Genomic DNA, 25,761 nt, shown 5'->3' on the forward strand with positions numbered 1-25,761 from the left:
GAATATGATATCTGTTAATATTTAAACCGGTAGCTCAAGGTTATTGATATCTTGAAAGTTTCCGGCTTTATTTTTTAAATCAGGAGGGAAAAGCATGGAGCCTATTTTGGAAGTTAGAAATTTGAACAAATGCTATAAAAACAAACAGGTACTTAAAAATATCAGCATGAAAGTATTTAAAGGCGATATATACGGATTTATAGGTCCCAATGGTGCTGGAAAAACCACCACTATAAAAAGCATACTGGGGCTTGTAAGGCCCTCCAGCGGTAAAATTTATATTGAGGGAAGAGATATTGTCAAAGATAAATATAAAAACCCGGGGGATATAGGTGCAATGATAGATTATCCAAGCTTTTACAACAATCTGTCCGCCTTCAGAAATTTGAAATTGTATGCCAATGTACTGGATATAAAAGAGGATAGGATAATGGAAGTCTTAAATATGGTACATCTTCAGGAATACAAGGACAGAAAGGTTTCAAATTATTCCATGGGGATGAGGCAGAGGCTTGCGGTAGCCAGGGCATTTCTATCCAATCCTGAAATTGTGATATTGGATGAACCCACCAATGGTCTGGACCCGGAAGGTGTGAGGGATATGAGAAATCTGATAAAAAAGCTTTCAGAAGACGAGAAGGTTACTTTTATATACTGTTCTCATATTTTAAATGAAGTGCAGAACCTGTGCAGCAGGGTGGCAGTCATAAATAAAGGCTCAATTCTGACAGAAGGATCTGTGGATGAACTTTTAAACACTGACGTGGAAAGGTACAGCATATTTACAGGTGAAGCAGAAAAATTGAAAAAGGTGTTAAAGGACTATTGCCTGAAAATGCATGATATTGAAGGTGGAATTTCCATAGAAATAAACAGGGGGGATTTCAAACTGATAAATAAAGTTATGGCAGAAAAAAATGTGGAGATAGACGACATTGTCAAAAAAAGCACTTCTCTTGAAGAATATTTTATGGAGGAGGTTGGATACTGTGAGAATGATAAAAAATGAGCTTGTAAAGTTCTTTGTTCCTTCCAGAATATTTATCTATGGAGGAACAATACTTCTATTTATATTTGTTGATAATATCGTATTTGGAGATAATTCTGCAAAGGGTATGATTTACCGCAATTTTTTGAAATCCAACATGGAAACTCAGATCTTTGCCATACCTATAATTCTGGCATCTGTAGTTTCAGATATATTTACCCGGGACTACAGAAGCGGCTGCATGAAATTTTTTATGATCTACAAGAACAGAGAAGAGGTGTTTGCAGCAAAGGCGGCAGCACTTGTTTTTATAACGGAAACCATGCTCCTTCTTGTTTTGGAGTTTTGACAATCATTTATTTGTGCAGAAATGGCGGGCAGGTTTATGGCTGGAAAGCGGAGCTTTTGAAGGAAGTAGCTTTATTTACTGCAGCCCTGGTACCTGTGCTTCTCATATATGTCATGATCTGCATACTGTTTAAAAACAGCGGAATAATATGTGTACTGGTGTTTCTGCTTCTTATAATGTCGGATTTTATTCCAAAGGTCATGGGGGATATAACTCCCAGGAGATTTCTGTGGGGGTGGGTTTTAAATAATAGTTATCACAGCTTCGATATTGTGCTGTTTCTGGCATATTCAATTTTTTTCGCCCTCATTGATATAAGGCTTTTTGTAAGAAAGGAGATTTTATGTTGACCTGGAAATTTCTGAAAAACGAGATTGTAAAGATTTTGTATTCCAAAAAGACCTGCATACTGCTGATATTTGTGCTGTTTATGATTGGAGCCATATGTTACATGATGCACCTTGATAAACTGAATATAATAAACGGGGTGCCTAAAACGAGAAGATACAGTACACAGCTTAGAATGGAGATATTGAATATGAATAGTATTGTATTTTTGAAGCTGTTCAGCACGGAATTTGTGTTCAGAACAGTGGTACCCTATTTTGTATTTTTTATGGTGGTGGTTTCGGTGGAAATTTTCGGTGAAGATTTCTTCAGCGGAAATATGAAATATTTTATAAGATTATCCGGGGAAAAAGGACAGCTTTTTAAAGCCAAAGTACTGGCTGTGATCTTTTATTCATTTTCAGTAGTGGCAGTGACTTTCCTGCTTGGTTTTGCTATAAGCTCCCTGGTATTTGCAGTGAGCTTTTACGGTTTTTTCAGGATTATGTTAATCTATCTGTCGGCAGCTGTGCCTGTGGCTTCTTTCGGCCTTATAATAGGACTTATGTCCATGTTTATAAGAAATAAGAATGTGAGCATAACAATCGGCATTGTACTTTCCATATTTCTGACTGTTTCGGACAGGCTTACGATTACAAGCAGTTTTTCACCCATAGGTGTGCTGGGACTTATGGAGAAGTTGAGAGCGGATAATGTATCTTTGATTTCCCTGCTCATGGCAGATGCAACTTCCGCAGTTTACTTTGGAGCAGCTTATCTTGCAGGCAGAAAAATTTTTAAAATGAAAGAATTTAACTGCTGACCTTATAGAATCCTTATAATTGTCTGCTATCATCTTTGTACAGGAAAGGATGATTGAAATGGATGATTTGATTTTAAAGACTAAAGATCTCTGTAAAGCCTTCAAAGGAGAATATGCGGTGAAGAACATATCCCTCAAGATAAAGAAAAATTCCATCTATGGACTTCTGGGACCCAATGGGGCTGGGAAATCCACCACACTGAAAATGCTGACAGGTATGCTTCGCCCCACAAGCGGGAAGATCTTATTCGAAAACAAGCCCTGGAGCAGGGACAATTTGAAGGATATAGGAGCCCTTATTGAATCCCCGCCTCTTTATGGAAACCTTACTGCAAGGGAAAATCTCAAGGTGAGAACTACTGTTTTGGGTTTGGCGGAAAGCAGAATTGATGGAGTGCTGGACATAGTTGATCTTAAAAATACAGGGAAAAAGAGGGCACATCAGTTTTCAATGGGTATGAAGCAGCGCCTTGGTATAGCTCTGGCCCTTATAAACAAACCCAGGCTTTTAATTTTGGACGAGCCCACTAATGGACTTGATCCTTTTGGAATACAGCAGTTGAGAGAACTTATAAGATCATTTCCAAAGCAGGGCATAACAGTTATACTGTCAAGTCATATATTGAGTGAAGTAGAACAGGTGGCCCAGGAAATAGGAATTATTTCAGGTGGAGTTTTGGGATATCAGGGAGACATGAAAGCAGGAGAGGATCTGGAAAAACTTTTTGTGGAAGTTGCAGGAAAATACAGAAGGGAGGGCGAATAGCATGGCAGCATATTTTAAGTCCGAGGCTTTGAAGGCAAGACATAGTTTTTCAAAAAAACTTGTTTTCCTGGCACCTGCTTTTACCATAGTAGCGGTACTTTTTCTCTCTAGAGCCTATTTCCATCAGAATGTCTATAACTGGTGGTATGTAATGATACTTCCGGGAATGATATCCGTAGTGTGTACCCTTGTGGCAGGACAGGACGGTAAAATGAAAAATATGGCGGTGATGTCACTGCCGGTGGATCTTAAAAAAGTGTGGATGTCCAAGATACTTTTGTGCATGCTTATTGTGGTGGAAGCTTCAGCTGTTATTCTGGCCGGTGCTGTAGTAATCGGGAACCTCCTGGGCGTAGGTATTTTCAAATTGCCTCTTTTAAACCAGTTTGAAGGAATTTCAGTGCTCGTACTCACCTTTTTGTGGCAGATCCCCCTTTGCCTTTTTCTTGGAAGCAAAATGGGAATCTTTCCTACAATTATTATAAATATGACAGCTTATATGGTGCTCGGGATATTGTGTGCAGTGAAGGGTTTGTTCTGGATGGTACCCTATGCCATTCCCGCAAGACTCATGTGTCCCATTTTAAAAGTTCTTCCAAATGGCCTGCCGGCTGCACCGGGAAATCAGACCTTCAGGCCGGAGCTTCTTTCAAAAGGTGTCATCCTGCCTGGAATTGCAATTACACTGGTTTTGCTTTTAGTACTTGTATTTGTAACTTCAAAGTGGTATGAAAGACAGGAGGCAAGATAGATGGTTCAGTTCTTTAGGCTTGTCAGGGCAGATTTCCAGAAAATAAAGAGGAGCTCTCTTTTATGGATTCATATTCTTGTACCGATTTTTATAGCAGCGGCATTTGTTGCCTACTATTCATTTTCTACTGTAAAAGAAGTTCCAAAGATATCCGGATATTTCGAAGTATTGTCCATAGGATTTCCCCTCATAATTGGAATAGTGACTAGTAATGCACTTGAGCAGGAGGAAGATGCGGGGAATTTTCAGCAGCTTTTGACGGCAGAGTGCAGAACGGCTGGATTTTTAAGCAAAATAGTAATGCTCTTTTTGCTGGAATTATTTTCCTTGTTCATTGCATCAGGTCTTTTTACAGCTGGAATGAAGTTTTTAAATGGTGACAATCTAATTACTGCAGCAATTTATGGGAAAATTGTTTTACTGCTTTTTTCGAGCATGATATTTTTATACTTTCTCCATGTACTCTGCAGTCTGAAATTCGGCAGCGGGGCGTCCATAGGTCTTGGAATCGGTGAGAGTTTGATTTCGGCTCTAATGCTCACGGGTCTTGGAGATAAGATATGGAAGTGGATTCCCTGTGCCTTTGGGGTGAGATTTTCCGATTATTATATTGCCTTAAATGCAAATACTACAAACAGGGCTTATATTATGGGGGATTTTAAAAGTGGAATTTGTACCTGTACTGTAATGACAACTGTTATAATTATAATAAGTGTGGTTTTCTTTTACTCTTTTGAGGGAAGAAGCGGAGATTGAGCAGATGAGGTGATAAAATGGCTAAGATACTGGCAATTGACGATGAAGAGGGGATTCTTGAAATTATAAAAACTGCGCTTTCCAGAGAAGGGCATGAAGTTACTGCTGTCAGCAATTTTTCAGATTTTACGGTGGAAAGATGTAGAGATTATGATCTGATACTTCTGGATATAATGATGCCGGATATGGACGGGTTTACACTCTGCAGGAAAATCCGGGATCTGGTGGATTGTCCTATTATATTTTTGACGGCAAAGACTTCTGAAAGTGACATTATAAAAGGGCTTGGACTGGGTGGAGATGATTATATCACAAAACCCTTTGGAATTGGGGAGCTGAGATCCCGTGTGGCGGCCCATCTCAGACGGGATCTCAGGGAAAAGAGCAACAGTTTTGCCCTGGGAAGTGTTAAATTTAAAATGTCTGCAAAAGAAGTATATGTCAAAGACAAACTGGTTCCTTTGACAAAGGGAGAATATGAAATCAGTGAATTTTTAGCACTAAACCACGGCCAGGTGTTTTCCAGAGAAAAGATATATGAGTCCGTATTTGGATTTGACAGGGAAAGCGACAGCTCTGCCATAGTGGAGCATGTAAAAAATATAAGGTCAAAATTTGACAAGGTGAATTGCAATCCAATAAAGACAGTCTGGGGGATTGGCTACAAATGGATTTAAAGAACAGTAAGAGTTTTAGAAGTTTATTTTTGAAATATATTATATATTTTATTTTCAGCACTTTTATACTTTTTCTATTTATCTTCTTTGGATTTGATTTTATGCTTAAAGCAAAGATTGTGTTTCCTGCCAATTATTTTGAAAAGAAAATCCAGCAAAATGGGAATGAGATTGCAAGGGTGGAAAAAGTAACCGAAGCTCTGGTGCCTGAAGGCTGTCAGTATGGTGTTTACAGCAGGCAGGGTAAAATTCTCTATGGGAATTTTAAAGTCAGAGAATTTCAGGAGGTATGGAGGGATTTTAAAAACAATAAAGTGACTTCAGGGAGAAATCGCTATTACAAGTTTTTTTACAGAAGTAATGAAATCTGTATTGTCAGGTATCCGCTGAGAGCGCAGTTTACAAATCTATTTCTCAGGAAATATTTTCCTAATATCGAAAATCTATTATATATTCTTGCATTCTTAATTTTTATAATGGAGGTACTTTTACTTTCTGCAAGATTTGGAAGATATTTTTCAAAAGAGATGGATATATTGATGAAAATTACAGAAAGGATAAAACAGCGGAATCTTGATTTTAGTCCCCGGCATTCAAGAATCCATGAAATTGATAGAGTTATAAACTCTTTAGATGAGATGAAAAGGGCATTGAAGGATTCACTGGAAAAACAGTGGAATATGGAAAGCACAAGGAAAAATCAAATTTCTTCACTGGCCCATGACATAAAGACACCACTTACCATTATAAGGGGAAATGCAGAACTTATGAAAGAGAGCTGCAGTGATTCCGATGTTATGAAGTATAATCAACATATCCTTAAAAGTGCCGGTGAAATTGAGCGTTATCTGGAACTGCTTATAAATATGATAAAATCGGAAAGCAGTATTGATTTTAATCCAGTCAAAATAAATATGAAAACATTTTTCAGAAAGTTAGAAGCCCAGGGAAAGGTTATTTCGGAGAGAAAAAATATTCAGTTTGTGGGCAGCAAGGAGGGAAATGTACCGGAATTCTTTTATGGAGATGAAGAGTTGTTGTACAGGGCTCTTATAAATGTTATATCAAATGCGGTTGAATATTCCCCTGAAGGTGGGAAAATTAATTTCAAGTTGGAGGAAAATGATAATAGAATAAAATTCGCAGTTGAAGACAGTGGAAGAGGATTTTCCAAAGAGGAACTTCAGCTGGCCGTGGAACAATTTTACAGGGGTGACAGCGGCAGAACTTCAAGAACCCATTATGGCATGGGCCTTTTTATTGTAAAGTCCTTTATAAAACTTCATGGTGGCTGTATAAAATTGCTGAATTCTGAGATTACAGGGGGAGCTCTTGTAATACTTGAAATACCACTTGATGTCATTGATAATGAAGAAACACCAGAGTAAAATTTTACTCTGGTGAAATTTTAAAATCACAGTTTTTTGTCATCTATTAAATTGAACCAGCCATTTATAGAGCTCATGATTGAATCTATACATCCATTTTCAAAAGGAGATCTGAGATTAGCCAGTTTTACCAGTTCCAAAAAGGACTTTGTACCTCCAACTTTGCATATATTTATATAATCATTCCAGGCGTACTTTCTGTTGTCCATGGCTTTCTTCCAGAATTGAAGAGCACATATCTGTGCAAGGGTGTAATCTATATAGTAAAAAGGCACATTGAATATGTGGGACTGCTGGAACCACCAGCCGCCTCTTTCAAGAAAATCACATCCGGTATAATTTTTATGGGGAAGATATTTCTTTTCTATACTCCTCCAGGCTTTTTTTCTGTCTTCGGGGGATGCCTCCGGGTTCTCGTACACATAGTGCTGGAATTCGTCTACCGTAACACCATAGGGAATAAACTTTACAGCACTTTCAAGGTGGGCAAATCTGTACTTATCCGCATCTTCTTTAAAGAACAGTTTCATCCAGGGCCAGGTAAAAAACTCCATACTCATGGAGTGTATTTCGCAGCTCTCATAAGTTGGGAAAATACATTCGGGAATATCAATCCATCGTGACATATAAGTCTGAAAGGCATGCCCTGCCTCATGGGTTAAAACATCTACGTCTCCTGAAGTGCCATTGAAATTTGAAAATATAAAGGGTGCCTTGTAATCTGGTATATAGGTACAGTATCCGCCGCCAGCCTTACCTTCTTTAGTTACAAGATCCAAAAGATCTTCTTCCAGCATGAAATTGAAAAATTCACCGGTTTCCTCGGATAATTCAGAGTACATTTTACGGGCATTTTCAACTATACATTCCGAACTTCCTTTAGGTTTGGCATTCCCTGTGATAAATTCAAAACTTTCATCATAATAAGTAAGCTTGTCAAGGCCAAGTCTTTCTCTCTGCTTTTCATATAGCTTTGAAGCTGCAGGTACAAGGTATTTTCCCACCTGTTTTCTAAAATTGGCCACCATCTTTGGGTTATAGTCACTTCTTTTCATTCTTATATAACCTAGCTCCACAAAATTTTTGAACCCTAGTTTTTTGGCAATGCTATCTCTGACCTTTACCAGATCATCGTATATTTTGTCAATTTCACCTTCATGATCGGCAAAAAATTTGTATTTGGCATTTGAAGCATTTTTCCTCACATCTCTGTCTCTGCTCTGCATGAAAGGTGTCAACCCGGAAAGATTTCTGGTCTCGCCCATAAAGGGAATCCTTGCAGAAGCCAACAGTTTTGTGTACTGTGAAGACAGTGTGTTTTCAAGCTGCAGATCTTTTATTATTTTAGGTGAAAAAGCTTTCAGGGAAAATTCCGCTAAAGTGAAAAATTGTTTGCCGAATTTTTCTTCCAATTCTTTTCTAAATTTTGAATGAACCAGCTCTTTATAGAAGGTAAAATCAAGTTCATCGTATAATGGTGAGTATTTATCCCAGTAGATTTGTTCTTTATCATAGTACTTATCCTCTGTATTTATACTGTGCCTTATTTCAGCAAGAGTTCCCATGGTCTGTAGGTAATTTCTAATGTGATTTATGTTGTTTATACAATCCAATTGTTTTTGAAAGCTTTGAGAAGTATTTAACTCATTTACCAGGGTATTAACTGATTTTTTAACTTTTTCATAATTAGGTCTTTCATATTTAAAATTATTGAATTTCATCTATTAAACCTCCAGTGAAATTTGGTCTTACTAATATTATAATTATAATATAGAAAATGGATTTTCAAAATAGGTATGTGCATCCATAAGGAATAGAAATTTATGATAAAGAGTATATTGATTTATTTTTGTCTCATTGCTATTATTATTTTTGTAACTACTTAAAATTAATTTTATTTATTTTGAAAAAGTAATGATATTATTTAATAATAAATTCAAATTAAATTTTTTGGCTTTGTAAGAAAGAGGTGATATTTTAAACTTGATAAGTGAAAGCGATATGGAAAAAGTAAGAAGTGAAAATGAGAAAAGAAAAGTAAAATTACCTGATGGAACCTTGGTAGCTGCATTAGGTCAAGGAACTTGGTATTTGGGAGAAAATACTTCAAGTGAGGTACGTGAGATAAAGACTCTAAAACTTGGAATAGAACTTGGCATGACACTTATAGATGCCGCAGAGATGTATGGTAATGGTGGATCTGAAAGATTGGTAGGTAAAGCCATAAGTGGAATTAGGGATAAAGTATTCTTGGTGTCAAAAGTATGTCCCCATAATGCAGGATTTAAAAATATATTTACTTCATGTGAAAATAGCCTAAGCAGACTTGATACGGATTATCTGGATTTGTATCTGCTCCATTGGAGAGGAAGCATATCCTTTGAAGAAACTATAGAGTGTATGGAAAGTCTCAAAAGACAAGGAAAAATTTTAAGGTGGGGTGTATCAAACCTTGATACACAGGACATGGAAGAAATAGTAAGTTATAAAAATGGTAAAAATTGTATGGCAAATCAGGTATTGTATCATCTAGGTTCACGTGGTATTGAATTTGATTTATTGCCGTGGCAGAGAAAGCATAATATGCCTATTATGGCATATTGTCCAATAGCCAAGGGTGGAAGATTGAGGAGACGATTATTAGAAGATAAAACTGTGAATGAAATAGCAATCAAATATAGTGCAAATCCCTTACAGATACTTCTGGCATGGTCTATAAGAACAAAGGATGTAGTTGCAATTCCAAAGGCTTCTTGTGAAGAACATGTAATAGAAAATGCAAAAGCAGGTTCTATTATGCTGTCAAAAAGTGATCTGGCTAGACTTGATAAAATATTTCCAAAGCCAGATAGAAAAATGAGCCTTGATATATTGTAAATTTTATTTAACTATTAAAAATATGTATGGAGAGAATATGAATATTACAATAATTTCTGTGGGTAAACTGAAGGAGAAATATTTAAAAGACGCAGTTGAAGAGTATTCAAAAAGGCTTTCAAGGTACTGTAAACTGAATATAATTGAAGTTATGGATGAAAAAACTCCAGAGAAAGCTTCAGAAAAAGAAGAGAACATAATAAGAGAAAAAGAAGGCAAAAGGATATTAAAATATTTAAATGGAAGTAGTTATGTAATAGCTCTTGATCTAAAAGGGACCATGATGTCATCTTTAGAGTTTGCCCATAAGTTCAAACAGCTGACTTTAACAGGAAGGAGCAGTATAATTTTTATAATTGGAGGTTCTATTGGTATTTCCAGGGAAATTTTAAATAAAACTGATTATAAATTATGCTTTTCCAAGATGACTTTCCCACATCAATTGTTTAGAGTAATGCTTTTGGAACAAATTTACAGATTGTTTAAAATACAGAGAGGTGAACCTTACCACAAATGACGTAGCTTTTTTGTGTAATGGGTTGATATGAGCGAAATTAAGAAGCTATACTAAAGATAATGCTTAATAAAAATTTTATGAAAATATGATTTTAAATTGTAAAATGTGTTATAATATAAATACAAAGAGAGAAAATAAAAACAGGATGCTGAGAACATCCTGTAGTATACAATCTAGTTGCTTAGGCAACTGGCGTCACTATTAATTTGTAATAAAAAATAGTAACCATCCATTGCAGAGGGGGCTACTATTTTTTTATTTGTTTAATAAGTAATACTATAAATGTTAACAGTGAAATGAGGAATAATCCTGCTTCAAAAAGTAACATTAAGATGTCATTGCTCATTGTATCACCTCCCTTCAAGAGGGATGAGTGATACCAGTAGCCCACACGCAACATATTCAATTGTACTAGTAAATTATAGCATGTCTGGTATTTTAATTCTATAGAATTAATAATAATGTGAGAATTTAGAAAGGAATGTTTATGAAGAAAAAATGGCTCGCAATAGTTGGCAGTCCACGAAGAGAAAAAAATACAGACTTAATAGTAGATTATGTAATTGATGGTTTAAAACAGAAAAGTATTAAAGTAGATAAATTTTTCTTAAGAAGTAATAATATTTCAACTAAGAAAGCAATAGTCGTTGGCGTTTGTGCAGGAAACACCAATGATTCTACGGGATATGCAATAGAGGGAATAGTTAAACCTCTTCCTGAATTAGGAATTAAAATTGTTGATGTAATAGAGTATTATAATACTAAGAGAATACCTGTTGTTGATAATGATGATATTAGGCAGCGAATAATTCGACGAATAAAAAACAGCATAAATTTTTAATGCTGTTTATAATATTAACTTACATATTTTTGGCGAATATGTTTTGAAAAAGTGTAGAAGGTGTGTAATGTGAACAATAAACGGTATGAGACCAGATTAAGTAAATTTATTTCACTTGTACTGAGACATAAACCACAGGCAATAGGCAAGCAAATAGACAGAAATGGATATATGTCTGTGAAAGAATTGCTAGATGGATTGAATAACCATGGATATAAAATTGATATGGCATTACTGGAAAAAATAGTAGCAAGTGATGAAAAGCAAAGATATTCCTTTGATAATGAAATGGTGAAAATAAGAGCAAATCAAGGACATTCGATAAAAGTAGATCTCGGGCTGAAGGAAATTGTGCCGCCTGATGTATTATATCACGGTACAGGAAGAAAATATCTTCCAGGCATACTGTCTCTAGGATTAATTAGAAAATCCAGACAGTATGTGCATTTGTCAAAAGACTATTCTACGGCTGTGAAGGTTGGAAAGAGGCATGGGGATCCCTTTGTTTTAATTGTAGCAGCAGGACGAATGTCGGAAGATGGATTTAAATTCTATCTATCTAAGAATGGCATTTGGCTTACTGGTAATGTCCCGGTTAAATACATCAAGCCGAAATATCAACTATAGTGTTATACTTATAATTGTACCTTCACCCAGAGTACTTTCTATATTTATACTTCCACCCTGTGCATCTATTATCTGCTTGGATATTGCCATGCCAAGGCCTGAACCTTCGATGGAAGAACTGGTATTTGTACCTCTGTAGTATCTTTCAAAAACATAGTCCAGATCCTTTTCAGGTATACCTCTGCCATTATCTTTTATTGTAATATGGATTTTATCCTTCTTGTAAATTGAAATGTCAATCTGCACGGTGTCTGTGTTGTGAATTATGGCATTTAAAATTAAATTGCTCAGTGCCCTTCTTAAAAGTTTTTTATCTACGAAAGCTTTTGTATTTTCATCTTCAGGGTAAAAATTTACATTTTTATTGGAGTAAAGGGGATTGTTTAAAATTTCTATGATTGTATTTTGTAAAAGCAGAGTCATGTTCGTCTCTTCCTTTTTTAAAGGTACAGCTTTGTTTTTTAATTTGTAGGTTAAGTTTAAATCCTGAATTAGTGACTGTATATAGGAGGATTTGTTGTATATTATCTCCGAGTACTGGTGAATTTCTTCTTTAGAAAAAGTGTACTCAGGATCTTTCATTATTTCAGCATAGCCCTTTATGGAGGACAGGGGGGTTTTAAGGTCGTGGGATATGGAGGAGATCCAGGTAGACCTTGTATTATCCAGTTCTTCTCTTTTTTTTCTGTTTTCCTTGAGAGTTTTGCCAAGATTGTTTAAGTTTGAAAAAACGCCTTTATAGACACCTTTTTCTTTGTAATTTGTTTCATAATTACCTCTTGAAAGTTCATCTATGCCGTTGATTATGTTTTGGAGTGGTTTTGCCATCCTTTTTCCAAATACAAAATAGGACAGGATTATTGCTACCAGTATATCCATGATTATCAGCAGCAGAACTCCATTCCAGAAAAAACTTCTTAGTGAAGAGGGATTGAAGACAAGGGTGTGTTTTGCCACTTTGTTTAGAGGGAAACCTATTATATAGGAAAAGTTCCTGTCACCATGTTTCTTTTCACCTATAAATATTGAAGAATTGGCTATGTCGTATTTGTAGATATGGGCAAATTTTATGGGAATATATTTAACGGGAACTGTAGAGGGTTTTTTAAAAGAATACACTTCCCTGAAATTTTCATCTATTATTTGAATCCAGACACTGTTTTCTTGAATTTGTCTTATACCTTCTTCTTTTACAAAGGGTATTCCATTTTTAAAGGCCACATATTTGGAGAAATTCAATGTGAATTTTTCCGGGGTGGGGGCGGTAAAGTTCCCCTTGGTATACAGAATTACCTGATTCCAGAAAAGTAGATTTATAAATAATTCAATTATGACTATGAATATCAGTGTTACAAGAAATCTTGTAGTAATATTCCAATTGGTTTTGATTTTATTTCTGATTTTCATATGCAGCTACCTCTTCAATAGATTTTCAGCTTATAACCCAGTCCCTTGGCTGTAATTATGTATTTTGGACTGGAAGGATCGTCTTCTAATTTTTGCCTCAATTTTCTTATATGAACCATAATTGTATTGTCATATCCCTCATAGCTGTCTTTCCAGACCTCATTGCATATCATCTGTTTGGTCAGAATTTGATTGGCATTTTGGGCCATGTAACATAACAGATGATATTCCTTGGGAGTAAGTGTTATATTTTTATCCGATTTTGACACTTCGCCTTTTGCAAGGTCAATTGTTATGTCTCCAAAGCTTAGCTTCTTCTTTTTTATTGACATTTCATTTTTAATATATATATTTCTCCGCAAATGTGCCTTGATTCTGAAGGCCACCTCCTTTGGACTGAAAGGTTTGGTTACATAATCGTCAGCACCCAAGCCCAGGGCAAGTATTTTATCTACATCTTCAGATTTTGCAGACAAGAAGATAATCGGCACAAAAGAAAAATTCCTTATATTTCTGCACACTTCAAATCCGTCCATATCTGGCATCATTATGTCTAGGACTACTATATCAGGTTTTTCATTTCTGCAGATTTTTATGCCCTCTGAGCCGTTATTACCTTTGAATATTCTCCTGAACCCTTCTTTTCTGAGAACTGTTTCCATAAGCTTTAAAAGTTCAATTTCATCATCTATTAAAAGTATCTTTCTATCTAAAATTTGATCCTGCATTTTTACCTCCAATGGTTAAAAATATGTATATTTTAATTATAGCATCATATTTGGGCGGTTCTTATTTATATAATTAAATTTAAGGTTCCCATAAGGTTGCGGTAAATAGGATTTAAGATTAAAGATCTAGTATATTCTCATATACTGGTTCAAGGAGGAAAATTGTATGGAGGAAAATATAGTAGAAACTATAAATTTAGCAAAGAGTTTTAAAAACTTCAAGGCAGTAAAGGGAGTAAATCTATCCGTGAGAAAGGGGAGAGTATATGGATTCCTTGGTCCCAACGGGGCAGGAAAATCCACAACTATAAGGATGCTTCTAGGACTTATAAAGCCTACAGGTGGACAAGTTTCTGTGTTTGGCAAAGATCTTCAGAAAAACAGGATGGATATTCTGAAGAGAGTTGGATCCCTAGTAGAAGCACCATCTTATTACGGAAATCTGACGGCTTATGAAAATCTGCAGGTATCTGCAGAACTTCTGGAACTTGACTATAAATATATTGATGAAGTTTTGGAAGTTGTGAAACTAACGGAGTGGAAAAATAGACAAGCTAGTAAATTTTCACTCGGCATGAAACAGAGACTTGGAATTGCCCAGGCCCTCATATCAAAACCGGAACTTCTTATATTGGATGAACCCACCAATGGACTTGATCCCTCTGGAATCCATGAGATAAGGGGGCTTATTAAAAATCTTCCCAAGCTCTACAATATGACGGTAATTATATCCAGTCATAACCTGAGCGAAATTGAACTTGTGGCAGATGATATTGGAATTATAAATAGAGGGAATATGCTGTTTCAGGGGACTCTTGAAGAGCTTCATTCAAAAAGCAAGGGTCAGATCTGTATAGGGGCCAGAGATTCCAGAAAGCTTCAGAATATGTTGAACAGCTGCGGATATGAGTATAGGATAGAGGGCAGAGACGTTTTATTAAATCCACGTGGAGAGGAGCCGGAGAAGATTTTAAGACAGCTGGTATTAAAGGACAATAAAGTATTTAAATTTGTGGAAATGCAAAAATCCCTTGAAGAAATATTTCTTGATCTTACTGAAGGGGGAGAAAACCTATGACATTTACTTCGATTTTGAAATCCGAGGTTATGAAATACAAAAGGTCAATACTCTTGAAGGGTGTATTTTTCATCCCGGTTCTCTCCTTTATACTTTTAACTGCGGATTTACACGTGAGATATAGTTTTTTAATGGCAAAGGAGCATATAAAATCTCTGTATGATTTTGGAATTTATGACAGAATAGGAACACTTATTTATGAGAGTCATGCCGCTACCTTGTGGTTTATTTTGCTGAATTTATCCGTTGTTGTAGTGGCAGTAATTGTAAATTACATGGAATACAGTGAAAAAACCTGGAAACAGATAATATCAAGGCCGGTTGAAAGAAGTAAAGTTTATTTGTCAAAGTGGATTGTAGTACTTGCAGCTGCATTTACCCTGGTGATTTTAAATGGCATATTTCTAATAATTATAAAAAACTTGTTCCATATTGATGGCAGTTACAGATTGATTTTCAATTATATAGGATTCGAATTGTGTGCAATTTTGGGAGTGGTGGGTTTCCAGCAGTTTATAAGCTGTTACATGGAGAACTCGCTGGCAGCTGCAGCTATAGGTTTTGCAGGAAGCATAGGGTCCTATATGCTTGCACAGAGTAAATTTCTTTCCTATGTGGTTCCCTATGCCAATGTATTGCTGGCGATGCCTACGGGAGATAAAAGCGACGCCCAGAGAGCAGCATTTTTTGGGATAGCTTCAGGGATACTATGGCTTGTGATAGGAATTTTGGAATTCAATAAAAGGGATATAAAATAGGTGGTGAATAGTATGAAAAGTATATATAAAGTTGAATTACTGAAATTGAAACACTCCAAAATATTGAATATAGTTATGTTTGTTCCCTTGTTTTTTGTTATACTGGGTTTTACAAATTTCCTGAGATATAGAGATCTTTTTACCTTGAAAGGACAAAATGTATGGAATCAGGTGTATACCCAGAGTTCAATTTTCTATGGATTGTTTATTGTGGCACTGTTTATTACCATAGTGACGGCTGTCATGGTGAGAATAGAAAATAGTGAAGAGAATTTTAAGTGGATGCTGACATTGCCCGTAGAAAGAGAACAGCTTTATAGGGCAAAACTTCTTGTTACCTGCGGCATAGTATTTTTAAATCTTGTGCTGTTTATGATCCTTACAATTTTAGCCGGCCTGATTATAGCGCCGAAGAATCAGAGTATGCCCCAAGAGTTAATATATGCTCCGTTACTTTGCATTATAGCTTCACTGCCTGTTATAGCAGTTCAATATTATCTGAGTATGAAATGCAATAATATTGCTGTGCCATTAGGTGTTGGGCTGGTATTTTCTCTGCCTGCAGTTTTAATTGACAACACCAGGTACTGGATGTTTTTCCCTTGGGATTATCCAGGCAGGGTATTGGTAGGTGCAACAAATGCAAGCTTCAATTTCCCACCCTATATGTATGCGGTATCTGTTGTTTTGTTTATAGTATTTACGCTCATTGGTGCACATGAATTTAAAAGCAGGGATATATAGTTTGAGTGCTTATCCGAAGCTAAGGATCATTTGATCTTGACAGCTGTGTATATGATGTATACAATTGTTAATATGGATAAAAAATTTTATGCGGATAAATTACCTAGAAAATTATTGGATGTCATAAACCATTTTAATGAAACTGATAAAAAGTCTAGAAATTTTGGTACGGATACGGTGCTTCACCTTTCAGAAATCCATCTTGTTGAGTTCATAGGCGACAATGAAAAACTTTCCGTGTCCGAAATAGCAAGGAGAAACAATATTACAAAAGGTGCGGTTTCTCAAACGCTGATAAGATTGGAGGGTAAAAAATTAATTGTAAAGGCATTGAATCCGGAAAATAAATCCCAGGCCATTGTTTTATTGACTAAAAAGGGATGGACGGCTTACTGTGAACACAAAAAATATCATGAAAACATCAGCAGAGTTATTTTGTCCTGCGTACAGGATAAATCCGATAAGGAAATGGAAGCTATCTATAGTTTTTTAGAGCAGCTGGAGAAACTTCTTTGAAGGAAGTTCTCCATACCCATAGTGTATAGTACATATACGCTATAGAATAATTTTTTATCCAAAGTCCGATACATCTTATATGTAGTTCAAAGTTCAGATATTAAATACTGATAGGGGAGAGTTTTACAATTGAAAGATTTTAGAGAGGAAAAGAAGTTTGTTTTAAGTAAATCACTGGTTCTGCTTATGGCAGTTGCCTGCGGAGTCTGTGTTGCGAATTTGTACTATATTCAACCACTTGAATCACAGATTGCGGATACCTTTTTAGTATCACAGAGTTCTGCAGGAATAGCAGCTACAGTCACTCAGATTGGATATGCTCTTGGACTTTTATTTATAGTGCCCCTGGGAGATATGTGCGAAAGACGTTCACTTATACTGCGAATGTTGGTTTTGGTAGGTTTGTCCCTGATTATAACTGCATTTTCACAACATTATTTTGTCATGCTTTTATTCATGTTTGCAATAGGTCTTACCACTATTGTTCCGCAGATTATTGTTCCCTATGCCGCCCACCTTTCACCGGAAGGGCAGGAAGGCAGGGTTATAGGGAATGTTATGAGCGGTCTTCTTATTGGAATTTTGCTCTCGCGTACCTTTAGTGGAGTAATAGGTTCAATTTTTAATTGGAGAGTTGTGTATATTTTCGGTGCGTTTTTTATTGCCCTGCTATTTGCCTTCATTTTAGGGCTTTTTCCTAAAGATAAGCCGGCAAATGTAATTCCTTACAAGGAGCTTTTAAGGTCCATTCCAGATTTGATAAAAAATCAGGTTTCACTGAGGGAATCTGCAGTGAATGGCTTTTTTATGTTTGGTTCCTTCAGTATATTCTGGACTTCACTTATATTTTTGCTTGAGACACCAGTTTATAATATGGGTACCAGAGAAGCCGGACTATTTGGCCTCTTTGGAGTTGCCGGTGCATTGGCGGCACCACTTATTGGCAAGGCAGCTGACAGGAAAAGTCCCAGGTTTACTGTAGGGATAGGAGTAATATTTTCTACTGCTGCTTATGTATGTTTTATCCTCTTTGGATACCATATTATTGGTCTTATATTAGGTGCAGTTATTCTTGATCTTGGAAATCAGTGCGGTCAGGTATCAAATCAGGCAAGAGTACAACTTCTGGGGGACAAGGTTCGCAGCCGTAATAATACTGTATTTATGTTTTCTTATTTTATGGGAGGTGCAGCAGGCTCTTTTCTTGGTACTCTCTTCTGGCAGAATTTTGGCTGGCAGGGTGTCTGCACAATTGGACTTGTTTTTCAAGCTCTAGCTGTTATTGCCCATTTTGTAGTTTACAGAGATTAAGTGATTCTTAGTGTCTTTAGCACTTAGAATACGTTATCCTTTAGGGGAAGAACTTATCCGATGGCTGCCAGTTCTAAAACCTTCCAGTTTTATAACATGGCAGGTTAAGAACTGCTACGCCCCTGCATTGACTCTTTTAAGGTTCTTGAAAAAGATTTTTCTCATAAGCAAAATCATTGCGAACCTAAGAATCACTTTATCCAGGCGCATAGCAGTGCGTATCTCTCATTTTGAGAAAAGCAGATGTCCCAAATTTTTGATTTGGTGACAGTCGCTTTCACAGAGTGCGTGGGAGTATCGTTCGGATGAAAAAATTTATAAGTTGAGGTAAAAACTTTGTCCGTGTCCTTTGCAGGTTTTACAATATTTAAAATTCCATGGTAGAATTAATTGTACCGTGGAATTTTTATTTGAGCTTTAAAGTGAAGGAAAGGAATGAAAACATTGTCTAGGATATTATTGATAGAAGATGATAGAGATATAAGTGAAATGGTTACTGAATATTTAACCGGTGCTCTGTATGAGGTTACACAGGTCTATGATGGAGAATCTGCAGTTGGTGAATTTAGAAAACATCCTTATGACTTGGTTCTTCTGGATTTGATGATTCCAAAAATCAGCGGTATGAGAGTTATGAAAAAAATAAGAGAAAAAGATGTGACACCCATTATTATAATAACAGCCAGGGACAGTGATACGGATAAAGCAGTTGGTCTGGGTCTTGGAGCAGATGATTATCTGACAAAACCATTTTCCCTGGTCGAGCTTTCAGCGAGAATCAAGGCAAATATAAGGCGTGCCACAAAATATGTAAAAAAACAACAGGAGGACAAGAATGAGGTTATTTATGTGAAGGATCTGGAGATAAATATAGATAAACATTCTGTTATTAAAAAGGAAAAGCAGCTGGATTTAACCAATAAGGAATTTGAAATTTTAAAACTCCTTGCTTCCAATTTGGGGAGAGTTTTTTCCAAGGAACAGATTTATAATCAGGTTTGGAAAGAGCCTTATTATGGAGACGAAAATGTCATAAATGTACATATGCGGAGACTGCGCAGTAAATTATCCCAGAGTAAGAGTGATTTCCAATATATCAAGACCCTGTGGGGAATTGGATATAAAATGGAGGAATATTAAAATGACAATATTTTTAGGTTCTTTGATTTTCGTTTTTGCAGCAGCTTATATATTGGAACACAGGAAATACAGGCTTCAGTCAAGACAAATTGAGTATATATCCCATAAAATAGATTCTATTGTCAAAGACGAAACAGGTGAATCTATTTTGATTTCTACAGAAGATGAAGCTATAAGGTCCATTGCCTCCAGTATCAATGGGCTGCTGGACTACAGCAATCACAGTAAAAGAGCATATGTAAACTCCAGAATTTCCATGATGAGAATGATGTCCAATATTTCCCACGATTTAAAGACTCCCCTGACTACTTTGAAAGGGTATGCCGAGATGCTCAGGCTCAGACTGAAGGATGACAGGATGGTTATAAAAGTTGATTCACGAATTGACGAAATTCTACAGCTGATAAATAAATTTTTTGATCTTGCCAAACTGGAATCCGGAGACAAGGCACTCAATATTGCAAATGTAAATGTATGTGAAATATGCAGAGAGAATATGTTTGAATTCTATGACATACTTTCTGAAAGAAAATTTCAGGTGAACATAGATATACCAGAAAAGCCTGTTTATGCAAGGGCTGATGGGGGAGCACTGAATCGTGTCTTGAAAAATATAATTGACAATGCCGTAAGATATGGAAGTGCCGGCAAGTACATAGGTATAAAAGTAGGCAGCTGTGAAGATACAGTTTGTATTGAAATTGAGGATCACGGCAGGGGAATTCCCAAAAGTGACAGGGGAAATGTTTTTGAGAGGATGTATACGCTGGAAGATTCAAGGAGCAGGGATTATCAGGGAAGCGGATTGGGTCTTGCCATATCCAGGGAGCTTGTTGAACATATGAATGGAAGAATCGAACTGGACAGTATTCCAAATAAAAGGACGTTGTTTGACATAATACTGCCAAAGAAATGACGGCTTAAGAAAAAAGTAAGGTTTATGACAGAAAAAAGACAGCTCAGTTTGGTATAGTAGTATGCAGAAAGGGGGAGTTTACTTGGATTATACACTAAAAATAGATGGACTCACCAAGACATATGGGGGCAGGACGGTGGTGAACGGCGCCAATATGAATGTAAGAAAGGGTGAGATCTATGGATTTCTGGGTCCCAATGGTGCAGGCAAGAGCACTGTGCTCAAAATGATTCTCAACCTTGTAAAGCCGGATAAGGGTAATATAATCATTTTTGGGGAAGAAGTGAAGGAGGATAATTTTGAAATTTTAAAAAGAATAGGTTCCATTATAGAAAATCCCTATTTTTATGACAAATTGACAGGAAGGGAAAATCTTGAACTTCACTGTGAATACATGGGATATCACAATGGGGAGAGAATAGATGAAGTTTTGAATTTAGTTGACCTGTATGATGCTGATGGCAGGGCGGTTTGCAATTATTCCCTGGGAATGAAGCAGAGACTGGCCGTTGCAAGGGCCATACTTACAAAACCCGAATTCCTCATACTGGATGAACCGATCAATGGCCTGGATCCAGAAGGAATCAAGGAGATTCGTTCGCTTATAAAGGATTTGAACAGAGAATATGGAATGACAGTTCTTGTTTCAGGGCACATTCTTGCTGAAATGGAACTGATTGCAGATACAGTGGGAATTATAAAAAAAGGAAAGATTTTAAAGGAAGTGCCTCTTGAAGTGATTCACGAATACAATAAGGAATATATAGAATTGGAAGTAGACAATCTGAGCAGGACAGGATACCTGATTGAAGAAAGACTTGGAATTAAAAACTATAAAATAGTGTCTGAAAATAAAATGCGTGTATATGATTTGAGTAAAAGGCAGAGTACAATTTCAAAAATACTTGTGGAAAATGGTGTGGAATTGGAGAGCATTTATAGAAAAGAAGGTACTCTGGAGGAGTATTTTTTAAAACTGATGGAGGAGGACAGTTATGCTGCAGCTAATTAAATTGGAAATAAAAAAATATAAGTTGAAAAAGTATATCAAGGGAGTATTTGCAGCTATTTTCTGTATAATGGCCTTCTTGACCATGTCATTTGTTGATAACAAGACAAGGACACCTAATGACCTGGATACCTGGCAAAGTGCGGTACTTATGGCAAACATTTTATCCACCTATGTATTTTTGATATTTTCTTCTGCACTGACGGCAAAGATTATTATAGGAGAGTATAAAGACAGGACAATTCTGGTGATGTTTTCCTATCCTGTAGACAGAAAAAAACTTATTATTGCAAAATTGATTATAGTTGTTGTGTTTGCCGTAGTGTGTATATTAATAAGTGATATGCTGTGTATATCCTATGCAGTGATTTTGGATTCTATTATAGATGTTGTTGCAGGGAATTTTAGTTTCAGTTATATTTCAGATGCATATCTCATATTTTGGGGGTTTATTTCTGCAGGAGGATTCCTGGCACTTTTGCCTTTTGCTGTCGGAATGAGGAAAAAATCAGTTCCTTCAACAGTCCTGACGGCAGTTGTGGTGAGTGCCTTGATGCAGCCTGTACTGGGAGGTAAATATGCAACACTGCAGGGTACGGTTGTTAAATTTATTGTTGTTGCTATGGTTTCTTTTGGGGCGGCCGCTTATACCATAATGATGAAGTTAAAAGAAGATGTTAATTGAAAATTGAATAATTTGATATAATAAAAATATATTAAAGGAGAAAAGATGATACTTTTAAGTGATAAAAGAATACAACAAATAAAGTGTATTGATAACAATGAAAAAATAATGTCTTTAAGAAATAAGCATGAAAAAATTTTAATTGATGATACAAGAGGCCAAATAGAAAGTAAGTCAGATTTATTTTGTTATGCAAGAGAATCAGTTATTACTAAATTGATACAAGCTACTAACGATCTTCCACATGGATATAAATTTCTAATAAAAGAAGCATATAGACCATTATCAAGGCAGAGAAAATCCTTCGAAGAAGCATTTGAAGAATACAAAAAACAATACCCGATGAAAAATGATAGTGAAGTATATGATTTGACATGTCAATATGTAGCACCTGTTAAAGTTGCAGGACATCCAACAGGTGGAGCAATAGACATTACATTGCTTAAAGATGGAATTGAAATAGATATGGGGACAGAATTTAATGATATACCTATTGCACCTAAAAACCTTACATATTTATATTCAAACTATATAAATGATGTTGCTAAAGAAAACCGAGAGATATTAATTAGATGCATGGAGAAAACTGGATTTAAAAATTATCCAACTGAATGGTGGCACTGGTCTTATGGAGATTGTTATTGGGCATTTTTAAATAACTGCAATGCTTTATATTTACCAGTTGATGACAAGAAAATATAACATAATGCCAGATTTATTAATATCAATGATTTCTGAACCTGCCTTAATCTTTCAAGTGGAGGACGCAACGAATCTGCCTTTTAAAAATGATTTTGATACTGTCAAAGGAAGAATATAAGTTATTATTTAATCAAGCTGGTTTTGAAGTAAAACATATCATTGAATATGACAAACTAATATCACTTGCTGATGGGGAAAAAGGACTACGTAACTGGATTTGTCAATTCTTTGCAAGTGATTTACTAGGATTTCCAGATGAACATAATAGGTAATTATATTTAAACCATTATAAAAAGCACCAAGGCCTTTTAGCTAGATAATTGCTGGAGGTCTTTCCTTATTTTTTGACTAAAAATATTCTACTTACTCAAATTCTAGTTTGCCTGCTTTAGTGAGGCTTTTAGATCATCCTCTGGAGTACTTATCGGTTTAATATCAAAAGTATCCACCAGATACTGCAGTACATTTGGAGATATGAACGCCGGTAAGCTGGGTCCCAAATATATATCTTTTATTCCTAAAGACAAAAGTGCCAATAAATCAGCCACGGCCTTTTGCTCGTACCAGGAGAGTACAATAGTAAGAGGCAAACCATTTACATCTGTTTCAAAAGCATCTGCAAGTCCGGTGGCTATCCTCACCGCTGAATAGGCATCATTGCACTGCCCTACATCCAGCAGTCTTGGCAGTCCGGCTGCTGTTCCAAAATCCAATTTATTGAATCTGTATTTGCCACAAGCCAGGGTGAGAATTATGCAGTCCTTGGGTACCATTTTGGCAAAATCGGTATAATAACTTCTTCCAGGTCTTGCCCCATCACAGCCTCCTATCAGAAAAAAATGTCTTATCTTTCCTTCCTTAACTGCATTTACTATATCTTCAGCATGGGACAATGTTGCATGATGCCCAAAGCCCACCAATATCTCTTTTTCATCTTCATTTTCTTTAAATCCTCCAAGCTCCAATGCCTTATCTATTATCTCACTAAAATCCTTAGTTCCGTCTTCCAAAACCGGTATATGCTTTACTCCATCCCAACCTACAACGCCTGTTGAAAATATCCTGTCCTTGTAAGTTTCTCTTGGCCTCATCATACAATTGGTAGTCATTAAAATACATCCTGGAATTCCATCAAATTCTTTTTGCTGATTTTGCCACGCAGATCCAAAATTTCCAACCAGATGTTTATATTTTTTCAGTTCCGGATACCCATTTGCAGGCAGCATTTCTCCATGGGTGTAAATATTAATTCCCTTGCCCTCCGTCTGTTTTAGGAGAATTTCCAGATCCTTTAAATCATGTCCGGACACTATAATAAATGGACCATTTTTGATATTGACATTTACTTTATGAGGTGAAGGATTTTTATAAGTAGCAGTGTTAGCTTCATCCAGAGTCTGCATTACCTGTACAGCCATATCACCGATTCTCATGGTCATACGTATCATATCTTCAAGAGTTAAATTGTCATTTGTGATAGCTTCCAATCCTAAAAAATAAATGTTGTCCACCTGTTCATTATTGTATCCAAGGAATCTGGCCTGATGTCCATAGGCGCTTATGCCTTTCAACCCGTACAATATAGTGGACCTCAATGAACGAATATCCGCATCAAGATTCTGATCATACATAATACCTGCTTTTACTGAATCCTTTAACATTATTTCCTTGGTATCACTCAGGTTATATACGGCCGCATCCGGATACTGCCCTTCCGGTGCCTGAGCTCTTAAAGACTCCTTTACTTTCTGTGACTTTTTCAATAATCTTACATGGACTTCAGCATCAAAATTAACATTTGTCAATGTTGTAAACAGAGCATTTTCTACAAATTTTACTATCTCCTTGTCAATAACTTTTCCTTTCTCAATAAGTGGTTTTGCATAACAGGAGATTCCCTTCAGCTGATATATCAATAAATCCTGTAAATTTGCAATTTCTGGTGTTTTACCACAAACTCCACTTTTTGTACATCCTTTACCTCCTGCTGTCTGCTCACATTGGTAACAAAACATAGAACTTTCCATCTATACTTCTCTCCTTTACAATAATATTCCTGTTTTACCTAATAAAGTGGTTAGCTGCTTACTTTTTCACTTTTTATTTTAACTACTTATATATATAATTATTCATAACAATAAATATGAGTGGCGTAGCAATTTAAACAAAATTGATATTACAGAATATAAAAAGGATAATTTTTCTATAATGAATTTGTTTGTAGGTTTGTATCTAAAAAACAGTAATCACCTTATATAACAGATAAAAAAGAACTAGGAGAATAAATTTTAAATTTATAAGGAGCGAGATGTCATGAGTAAATATAATACTTTATGGAAAGTGAAAAATTTAAAGAATAGGTTGAAATATATTTTAAAGCATTATATGATGAATTCAGGCATCGATGTACTTTATTTAAAAAGAAGGTAAGTTATGGATACTAATATTGAAATGATACCGTCATATAAAGTTGCTTATATACGAAGAACAGGATCTTATGGTTCGGAGAATATGCAGATAATGGAACAATTAAAAAGTTGGGCTAGAGGAAAAAATTTATTAAATGAAAGTTCAATCATATTGGGAATAGCCCAAGATAATCCTCAATTTACAGAAACTAAAGATTGTCGTTATGATGCATGTTTGGTTGTTTCAGCTGAATTTAAGATTGACAATAAGCATATTAATTTTGGAAAAACTATTGTTGGAAAATATTGTGTATTTAGAATAAGCTATACGGTAGATGCCATGCAAAAAGCATGGATAGAAATATTTCCGGAGTTATCAAAAAGAAATTATGAATTTGATGATAGAAGACCTATTATTGAACGCTATGAAATGCAGATGATAAAAAAACATTACTGTGAAATTTGTGTTCCAGTATTATAAAAGAATATTAAAACAAATCCAAATACATTCACATTGATAAAATTTGTAGTAAACTGTAATTTAGTTATATGTAAGCTGTTTGTTGATAATTTAAGGAAACAATAAACTGAAGAAAGAAGAGGTGAAATTCAGTGAAGAGGTTAAGAATATTTTTTAGCTACTGAGTACGTTCTTCTTTCTCAAAACTGTAT

At 35.8% G+C, this 25,761-nt stretch carries 30 protein-coding genes; 25 read left to right on the plus strand and 5 right to left on the minus strand.

All coding sequences use genetic code 11. The annotated features are described in order from the left end of the window. Nucleotides 1-94: 94 nt before the first annotated feature. From ACSVC9_RS04445 to ACSVC9_RS04485, 9 genes are read left to right on the plus strand one after another with little or no spacing between them, the layout of a single operon-like run. Nucleotides 95-1,009 carry an ABC transporter ATP-binding protein gene (locus ACSVC9_RS04445; protein WP_446899153.1) on the plus strand — a complete coding sequence of 305 codons (915 nt, stop codon included), beginning with the start codon at nt 95-97 and terminating at the stop codon, nt 1,007-1,009. Beyond that, nucleotides 990-1,337: a hypothetical protein gene (locus ACSVC9_RS04450; protein ID WP_446899154.1), complete on the plus strand. Its 348-nt coding sequence runs from the start codon at nt 990-992 to the stop codon at nt 1,335-1,337. The genes ACSVC9_RS04445 and ACSVC9_RS04450 overlap by 20 nt, the downstream gene beginning before the upstream one ends. Further along, nucleotides 1,334-1,687 carry a hypothetical protein gene (locus tag ACSVC9_RS04455; RefSeq protein WP_446899155.1) on the plus strand — a complete coding sequence of 118 codons (354 nt, stop codon included), beginning with the start codon at nt 1,334-1,336 and terminating at the stop codon, nt 1,685-1,687. Before ACSVC9_RS04450 ends, ACSVC9_RS04455 begins: the two co-directional genes overlap by 4 nt. Beyond that, nucleotides 1,684-2,487 carry a hypothetical protein gene (locus ACSVC9_RS04460; protein ID WP_446899156.1) on the plus strand — a complete coding sequence of 268 codons (804 nt, stop codon included), beginning with the start codon at nt 1,684-1,686 and terminating at the stop codon, nt 2,485-2,487. Before ACSVC9_RS04455 ends, ACSVC9_RS04460 begins: the two co-directional genes overlap by 4 nt. Nucleotides 2,488-2,545: 58 nt before the next feature. After that, complete coding sequence (locus tag ACSVC9_RS04465; RefSeq protein WP_446899157.1) at nt 2,546-3,253, plus strand: lantibiotic protection ABC transporter ATP-binding protein; 708 nt, start codon at nt 2,546-2,548, stop codon at nt 3,251-3,253. 1 nt (nt 3,254) lies between these two features. Beyond that, nucleotides 3,255-4,004, plus strand: coding sequence for a lantibiotic immunity ABC transporter MutE/EpiE family permease subunit (locus tag ACSVC9_RS04470; protein WP_446899158.1), 750 nt, complete (start codon nt 3,255-3,257; stop codon nt 4,002-4,004). Next, nucleotides 4,005-4,760 carry a lantibiotic immunity ABC transporter MutG family permease subunit gene (locus ACSVC9_RS04475; RefSeq protein ID WP_446899159.1) on the plus strand — a complete coding sequence of 252 codons (756 nt, stop codon included), beginning with the start codon at nt 4,005-4,007 and terminating at the stop codon, nt 4,758-4,760. It abuts the gene before it with no gap. A 17-nt stretch (nt 4,761-4,777) separates the two neighbouring features. Continuing rightward, complete coding sequence (locus tag ACSVC9_RS04480) at nt 4,778-5,437, plus strand: response regulator transcription factor (RefSeq protein WP_446899160.1); 660 nt, start codon at nt 4,778-4,780, stop codon at nt 5,435-5,437. Beyond that, nucleotides 5,428-6,825 carry a HAMP domain-containing sensor histidine kinase gene (locus ACSVC9_RS04485; RefSeq protein WP_446899161.1) on the plus strand — a complete coding sequence of 466 codons (1,398 nt, stop codon included), beginning with the start codon at nt 5,428-5,430 and terminating at the stop codon, nt 6,823-6,825. The genes ACSVC9_RS04480 and ACSVC9_RS04485 overlap by 10 nt, the downstream gene beginning before the upstream one ends. A 26-nt stretch (nt 6,826-6,851) precedes the next feature. Here ACSVC9_RS04485 and ACSVC9_RS04490 read toward each other — a convergent pair whose 3' ends face one another. Next, nucleotides 6,852-8,546 (minus strand): M3 family oligoendopeptidase, encoded by a 1,695-nt coding sequence (locus ACSVC9_RS04490; RefSeq protein ID WP_446899162.1) that lies wholly within the window; start codon nt 8,544-8,546, stop codon nt 6,852-6,854. Nucleotides 8,547-8,826: 280 nt separating this feature from the next. On the opposite strand from ACSVC9_RS04490, the gene ACSVC9_RS04495 reads away from it, so the two are divergent. Together ACSVC9_RS04495 and rlmH are read left to right on the plus strand one after the other, a co-directional pair. Beyond that, a complete protein-coding gene (locus ACSVC9_RS04495) occupies nt 8,827-9,702 on the plus strand; it encodes an aldo/keto reductase (protein ID WP_446899163.1) in 876 nt (291 codons plus the stop codon). A 37-nt stretch (nt 9,703-9,739) separates the two neighbouring features. Continuing rightward, complete coding sequence (rlmH, locus tag ACSVC9_RS04500; RefSeq protein WP_446899164.1) at nt 9,740-10,219, plus strand: 23S rRNA (pseudouridine(1915)-N(3))-methyltransferase RlmH; 480 nt, start codon at nt 9,740-9,742, stop codon at nt 10,217-10,219. A 247-nt stretch (nt 10,220-10,466) separates the two neighbouring features. Here rlmH and ACSVC9_RS04505 read toward each other — a convergent pair whose 3' ends face one another. Continuing rightward, nucleotides 10,467-10,619 (minus strand): putative holin-like toxin, encoded by a 153-nt coding sequence (locus ACSVC9_RS04505; protein WP_446899799.1) that lies wholly within the window; start codon nt 10,617-10,619, stop codon nt 10,467-10,469. A gap of 81 nt (nt 10,620-10,700) precedes the next feature. Here ACSVC9_RS04505 and ACSVC9_RS04510 point away from each other — a divergent pair, with 81 nt between their 5' ends. Both ACSVC9_RS04510 and ACSVC9_RS04515 read left to right on the plus strand, forming a co-directional pair. Next, the gene (locus ACSVC9_RS04510) at nt 10,701-11,060 is read left to right on the plus strand and encodes a hypothetical protein (protein ID WP_446899165.1); all 360 of its coding nucleotides are present in this window, start codon (nt 10,701-10,703) and stop codon (nt 11,058-11,060) included. Between the two features lie 69 nt (nt 11,061-11,129). Continuing rightward, nucleotides 11,130-11,687: an RNA 2'-phosphotransferase gene (locus tag ACSVC9_RS04515; protein ID WP_446899166.1), complete on the plus strand. Its 558-nt coding sequence runs from the start codon at nt 11,130-11,132 to the stop codon at nt 11,685-11,687. Here the strand turns inward: ACSVC9_RS04515 and ACSVC9_RS04520 are convergent. After that, nucleotides 11,682-13,094 (minus strand): sensor histidine kinase, encoded by a 1,413-nt coding sequence (locus ACSVC9_RS04520; protein ID WP_446899167.1) that lies wholly within the window; start codon nt 13,092-13,094, stop codon nt 11,682-11,684. The genes ACSVC9_RS04515 and ACSVC9_RS04520 overlap by 6 nt on opposite strands. 14 nt (nt 13,095-13,108) lie before the next feature. After that, on the minus strand, nt 13,109-13,822 hold the full coding sequence (locus ACSVC9_RS04525) for a response regulator transcription factor (protein WP_446899168.1): 714 nt from the start codon (nt 13,820-13,822) through the stop codon (nt 13,109-13,111). Nucleotides 13,823-13,988: 166 nt separating this feature from the next. On the opposite strand from ACSVC9_RS04525, the gene ACSVC9_RS04530 reads away from it, so the two are divergent. The 11 genes from ACSVC9_RS04530 (at nt 13,989) to ACSVC9_RS04580 (ending at nt 22,953) form a co-directional block, all read left to right on the plus strand. After that, the gene (locus ACSVC9_RS04530; RefSeq protein WP_446899169.1) at nt 13,989-14,900 is read left to right on the plus strand and encodes an ABC transporter ATP-binding protein; all 912 of its coding nucleotides are present in this window, start codon (nt 13,989-13,991) and stop codon (nt 14,898-14,900) included. After that, the gene (locus tag ACSVC9_RS04535) at nt 14,897-15,658 is read left to right on the plus strand and encodes an ABC transporter permease (RefSeq protein WP_446899170.1); all 762 of its coding nucleotides are present in this window, start codon (nt 14,897-14,899) and stop codon (nt 15,656-15,658) included. The genes ACSVC9_RS04530 and ACSVC9_RS04535 overlap by 4 nt, the downstream gene beginning before the upstream one ends. Before the next feature lie 12 nt (nt 15,659-15,670). Beyond that, nucleotides 15,671-16,402 carry an ABC transporter permease gene (locus tag ACSVC9_RS04540; protein ID WP_446899171.1) on the plus strand — a complete coding sequence of 244 codons (732 nt, stop codon included), beginning with the start codon at nt 15,671-15,673 and terminating at the stop codon, nt 16,400-16,402. A gap of 72 nt (nt 16,403-16,474) precedes the next feature. Then, nucleotides 16,475-16,918 carry a MarR family winged helix-turn-helix transcriptional regulator gene (locus ACSVC9_RS04545; RefSeq protein WP_446899172.1) on the plus strand — a complete coding sequence of 148 codons (444 nt, stop codon included), beginning with the start codon at nt 16,475-16,477 and terminating at the stop codon, nt 16,916-16,918. 186 nt (nt 16,919-17,104) lie between these two features. After that, nucleotides 17,105-18,229 (plus strand): MFS transporter, encoded by a 1,125-nt coding sequence (locus tag ACSVC9_RS04550; RefSeq protein ID WP_446899800.1) that lies wholly within the window; start codon nt 17,105-17,107, stop codon nt 18,227-18,229. Between the two features lie 435 nt (nt 18,230-18,664). Further along, the gene (locus ACSVC9_RS04555; protein WP_446899173.1) at nt 18,665-19,369 is read left to right on the plus strand and encodes a response regulator transcription factor; all 705 of its coding nucleotides are present in this window, start codon (nt 18,665-18,667) and stop codon (nt 19,367-19,369) included. 1 nt (nt 19,370) lies between these two features. Next, nucleotides 19,371-20,285 (plus strand): sensor histidine kinase, encoded by a 915-nt coding sequence (locus ACSVC9_RS04560; RefSeq protein ID WP_446899174.1) that lies wholly within the window; start codon nt 19,371-19,373, stop codon nt 20,283-20,285. A gap of 82 nt (nt 20,286-20,367) precedes the next feature. Further along, entirely contained in the window at nt 20,368-21,297 is a 930-nt protein-coding gene (locus tag ACSVC9_RS04565) for an ABC transporter ATP-binding protein (RefSeq protein ID WP_446899175.1), read from the plus strand. Continuing rightward, complete coding sequence (locus ACSVC9_RS04570; RefSeq protein ID WP_446899176.1) at nt 21,281-21,979, plus strand: ABC transporter permease; 699 nt, start codon at nt 21,281-21,283, stop codon at nt 21,977-21,979. The genes ACSVC9_RS04565 and ACSVC9_RS04570 overlap by 17 nt, the downstream gene beginning before the upstream one ends. A 45-nt stretch (nt 21,980-22,024) precedes the next feature. After that, nucleotides 22,025-22,681 (plus strand): M15 family metallopeptidase, encoded by a 657-nt coding sequence (locus tag ACSVC9_RS04575; RefSeq protein WP_446899177.1) that lies wholly within the window; start codon nt 22,025-22,027, stop codon nt 22,679-22,681. A gap of 86 nt (nt 22,682-22,767) precedes the next feature. Then, complete coding sequence (locus ACSVC9_RS04580; protein WP_446899178.1) at nt 22,768-22,953, plus strand: hypothetical protein; 186 nt, start codon at nt 22,768-22,770, stop codon at nt 22,951-22,953. 102 nt (nt 22,954-23,055) lie between these two features. Here the strand turns inward: ACSVC9_RS04580 and hcp are convergent, their stop codons facing one another. Then, nucleotides 23,056-24,708: a hydroxylamine reductase gene (hcp, locus tag ACSVC9_RS04585; protein ID WP_446899179.1), complete on the minus strand. Its 1,653-nt coding sequence runs from the start codon at nt 24,706-24,708 to the stop codon at nt 23,056-23,058. Between the two features lie 406 nt (nt 24,709-25,114). Here hcp and ACSVC9_RS04590 point away from each other — a divergent pair, with 406 nt between their 5' ends. Beyond that, nucleotides 25,115-25,570: an AraC family transcriptional regulator gene (locus ACSVC9_RS04590; RefSeq protein WP_446899180.1), complete on the plus strand. Its 456-nt coding sequence runs from the start codon at nt 25,115-25,117 to the stop codon at nt 25,568-25,570. Nucleotides 25,571-25,761 lie beyond the last annotated feature (191 nt).

Source organism: Clostridium sp. LBM24168 (assembly GCF_052953915.1).

What these genes read in the sequence shown, in the direction of transcription:
- ACSVC9_RS04590 (WP_446899180.1), top strand. Translation starts at nt 25,115, where the DNA reads ATGGATACTAATATTGAAATGATACCGTCATATAAAGTTGCTTATATA.
- ACSVC9_RS04505 (WP_446899799.1), bottom strand. Translation starts at nt 10,619, where the DNA reads ATGTTGCGTGTGGGCTACTGGTATCACTCATCCCTCTTGAAGGGAGGT.
- ACSVC9_RS04540 (WP_446899171.1), top strand. Translation starts at nt 15,671, where the DNA reads ATGAAAAGTATATATAAAGTTGAATTACTGAAATTGAAACACTCCAAA.
- ACSVC9_RS04465 (WP_446899157.1), top strand. Translation starts at nt 2,546, where the DNA reads ATGGATGATTTGATTTTAAAGACTAAAGATCTCTGTAAAGCCTTCAAA.
- ACSVC9_RS04560 (WP_446899174.1), top strand. Translation starts at nt 19,371, where the DNA reads ATGACAATATTTTTAGGTTCTTTGATTTTCGTTTTTGCAGCAGCTTAT.
- ACSVC9_RS04550 (WP_446899800.1), top strand. Translation starts at nt 17,105, where the DNA reads ATGGCAGTTGCCTGCGGAGTCTGTGTTGCGAATTTGTACTATATTCAA.
- ACSVC9_RS04480 (WP_446899160.1), top strand. Translation starts at nt 4,778, where the DNA reads ATGGCTAAGATACTGGCAATTGACGATGAAGAGGGGATTCTTGAAATT.
- rlmH (WP_446899164.1), top strand. Translation starts at nt 9,740, where the DNA reads ATGAATATTACAATAATTTCTGTGGGTAAACTGAAGGAGAAATATTTA.
- ACSVC9_RS04545 (WP_446899172.1), top strand. Translation starts at nt 16,475, where the DNA reads ATGGATAAAAAATTTTATGCGGATAAATTACCTAGAAAATTATTGGAT.
- ACSVC9_RS04530 (WP_446899169.1), top strand. Translation starts at nt 13,989, where the DNA reads ATGGAGGAAAATATAGTAGAAACTATAAATTTAGCAAAGAGTTTTAAA.
- ACSVC9_RS04485 (WP_446899161.1), top strand. Translation starts at nt 5,428, where the DNA reads ATGGATTTAAAGAACAGTAAGAGTTTTAGAAGTTTATTTTTGAAATAT.
- ACSVC9_RS04470 (WP_446899158.1), top strand. Translation starts at nt 3,255, where the DNA reads ATGGCAGCATATTTTAAGTCCGAGGCTTTGAAGGCAAGACATAGTTTT.
- ACSVC9_RS04570 (WP_446899176.1), top strand. Translation starts at nt 21,281, where the DNA reads ATGCTGCAGCTAATTAAATTGGAAATAAAAAAATATAAGTTGAAAAAG.
- ACSVC9_RS04475 (WP_446899159.1), top strand. Translation starts at nt 4,005, where the DNA reads ATGGTTCAGTTCTTTAGGCTTGTCAGGGCAGATTTCCAGAAAATAAAG.
- ACSVC9_RS04510 (WP_446899165.1), top strand. Translation starts at nt 10,701, where the DNA reads ATGTTTATGAAGAAAAAATGGCTCGCAATAGTTGGCAGTCCACGAAGA.
- ACSVC9_RS04490 (WP_446899162.1), bottom strand. Translation starts at nt 8,546, where the DNA reads ATGAAATTCAATAATTTTAAATATGAAAGACCTAATTATGAAAAAGTT.
- ACSVC9_RS04445 (WP_446899153.1), top strand. Translation starts at nt 95, where the DNA reads ATGGAGCCTATTTTGGAAGTTAGAAATTTGAACAAATGCTATAAAAAC.
- ACSVC9_RS04580 (WP_446899178.1), top strand. Translation starts at nt 22,768, where the DNA reads ATGATTTTGATACTGTCAAAGGAAGAATATAAGTTATTATTTAATCAA.
- ACSVC9_RS04555 (WP_446899173.1), top strand. Translation starts at nt 18,665, where the DNA reads ATGAAAACATTGTCTAGGATATTATTGATAGAAGATGATAGAGATATA.
- ACSVC9_RS04495 (WP_446899163.1), top strand. Translation starts at nt 8,827, where the DNA reads ATGGAAAAAGTAAGAAGTGAAAATGAGAAAAGAAAAGTAAAATTACCT.
- hcp (WP_446899179.1), bottom strand. Translation starts at nt 24,708, where the DNA reads ATGGAAAGTTCTATGTTTTGTTACCAATGTGAGCAGACAGCAGGAGGT.
- ACSVC9_RS04575 (WP_446899177.1), top strand. Translation starts at nt 22,025, where the DNA reads ATGATACTTTTAAGTGATAAAAGAATACAACAAATAAAGTGTATTGAT.
- ACSVC9_RS04525 (WP_446899168.1), bottom strand. Translation starts at nt 13,822, where the DNA reads ATGCAGGATCAAATTTTAGATAGAAAGATACTTTTAATAGATGATGAA.
- ACSVC9_RS04535 (WP_446899170.1), top strand. Translation starts at nt 14,897, where the DNA reads ATGACATTTACTTCGATTTTGAAATCCGAGGTTATGAAATACAAAAGG.
- ACSVC9_RS04520 (WP_446899167.1), bottom strand. Translation starts at nt 13,094, where the DNA reads ATGAAAATCAGAAATAAAATCAAAACCAATTGGAATATTACTACAAGA.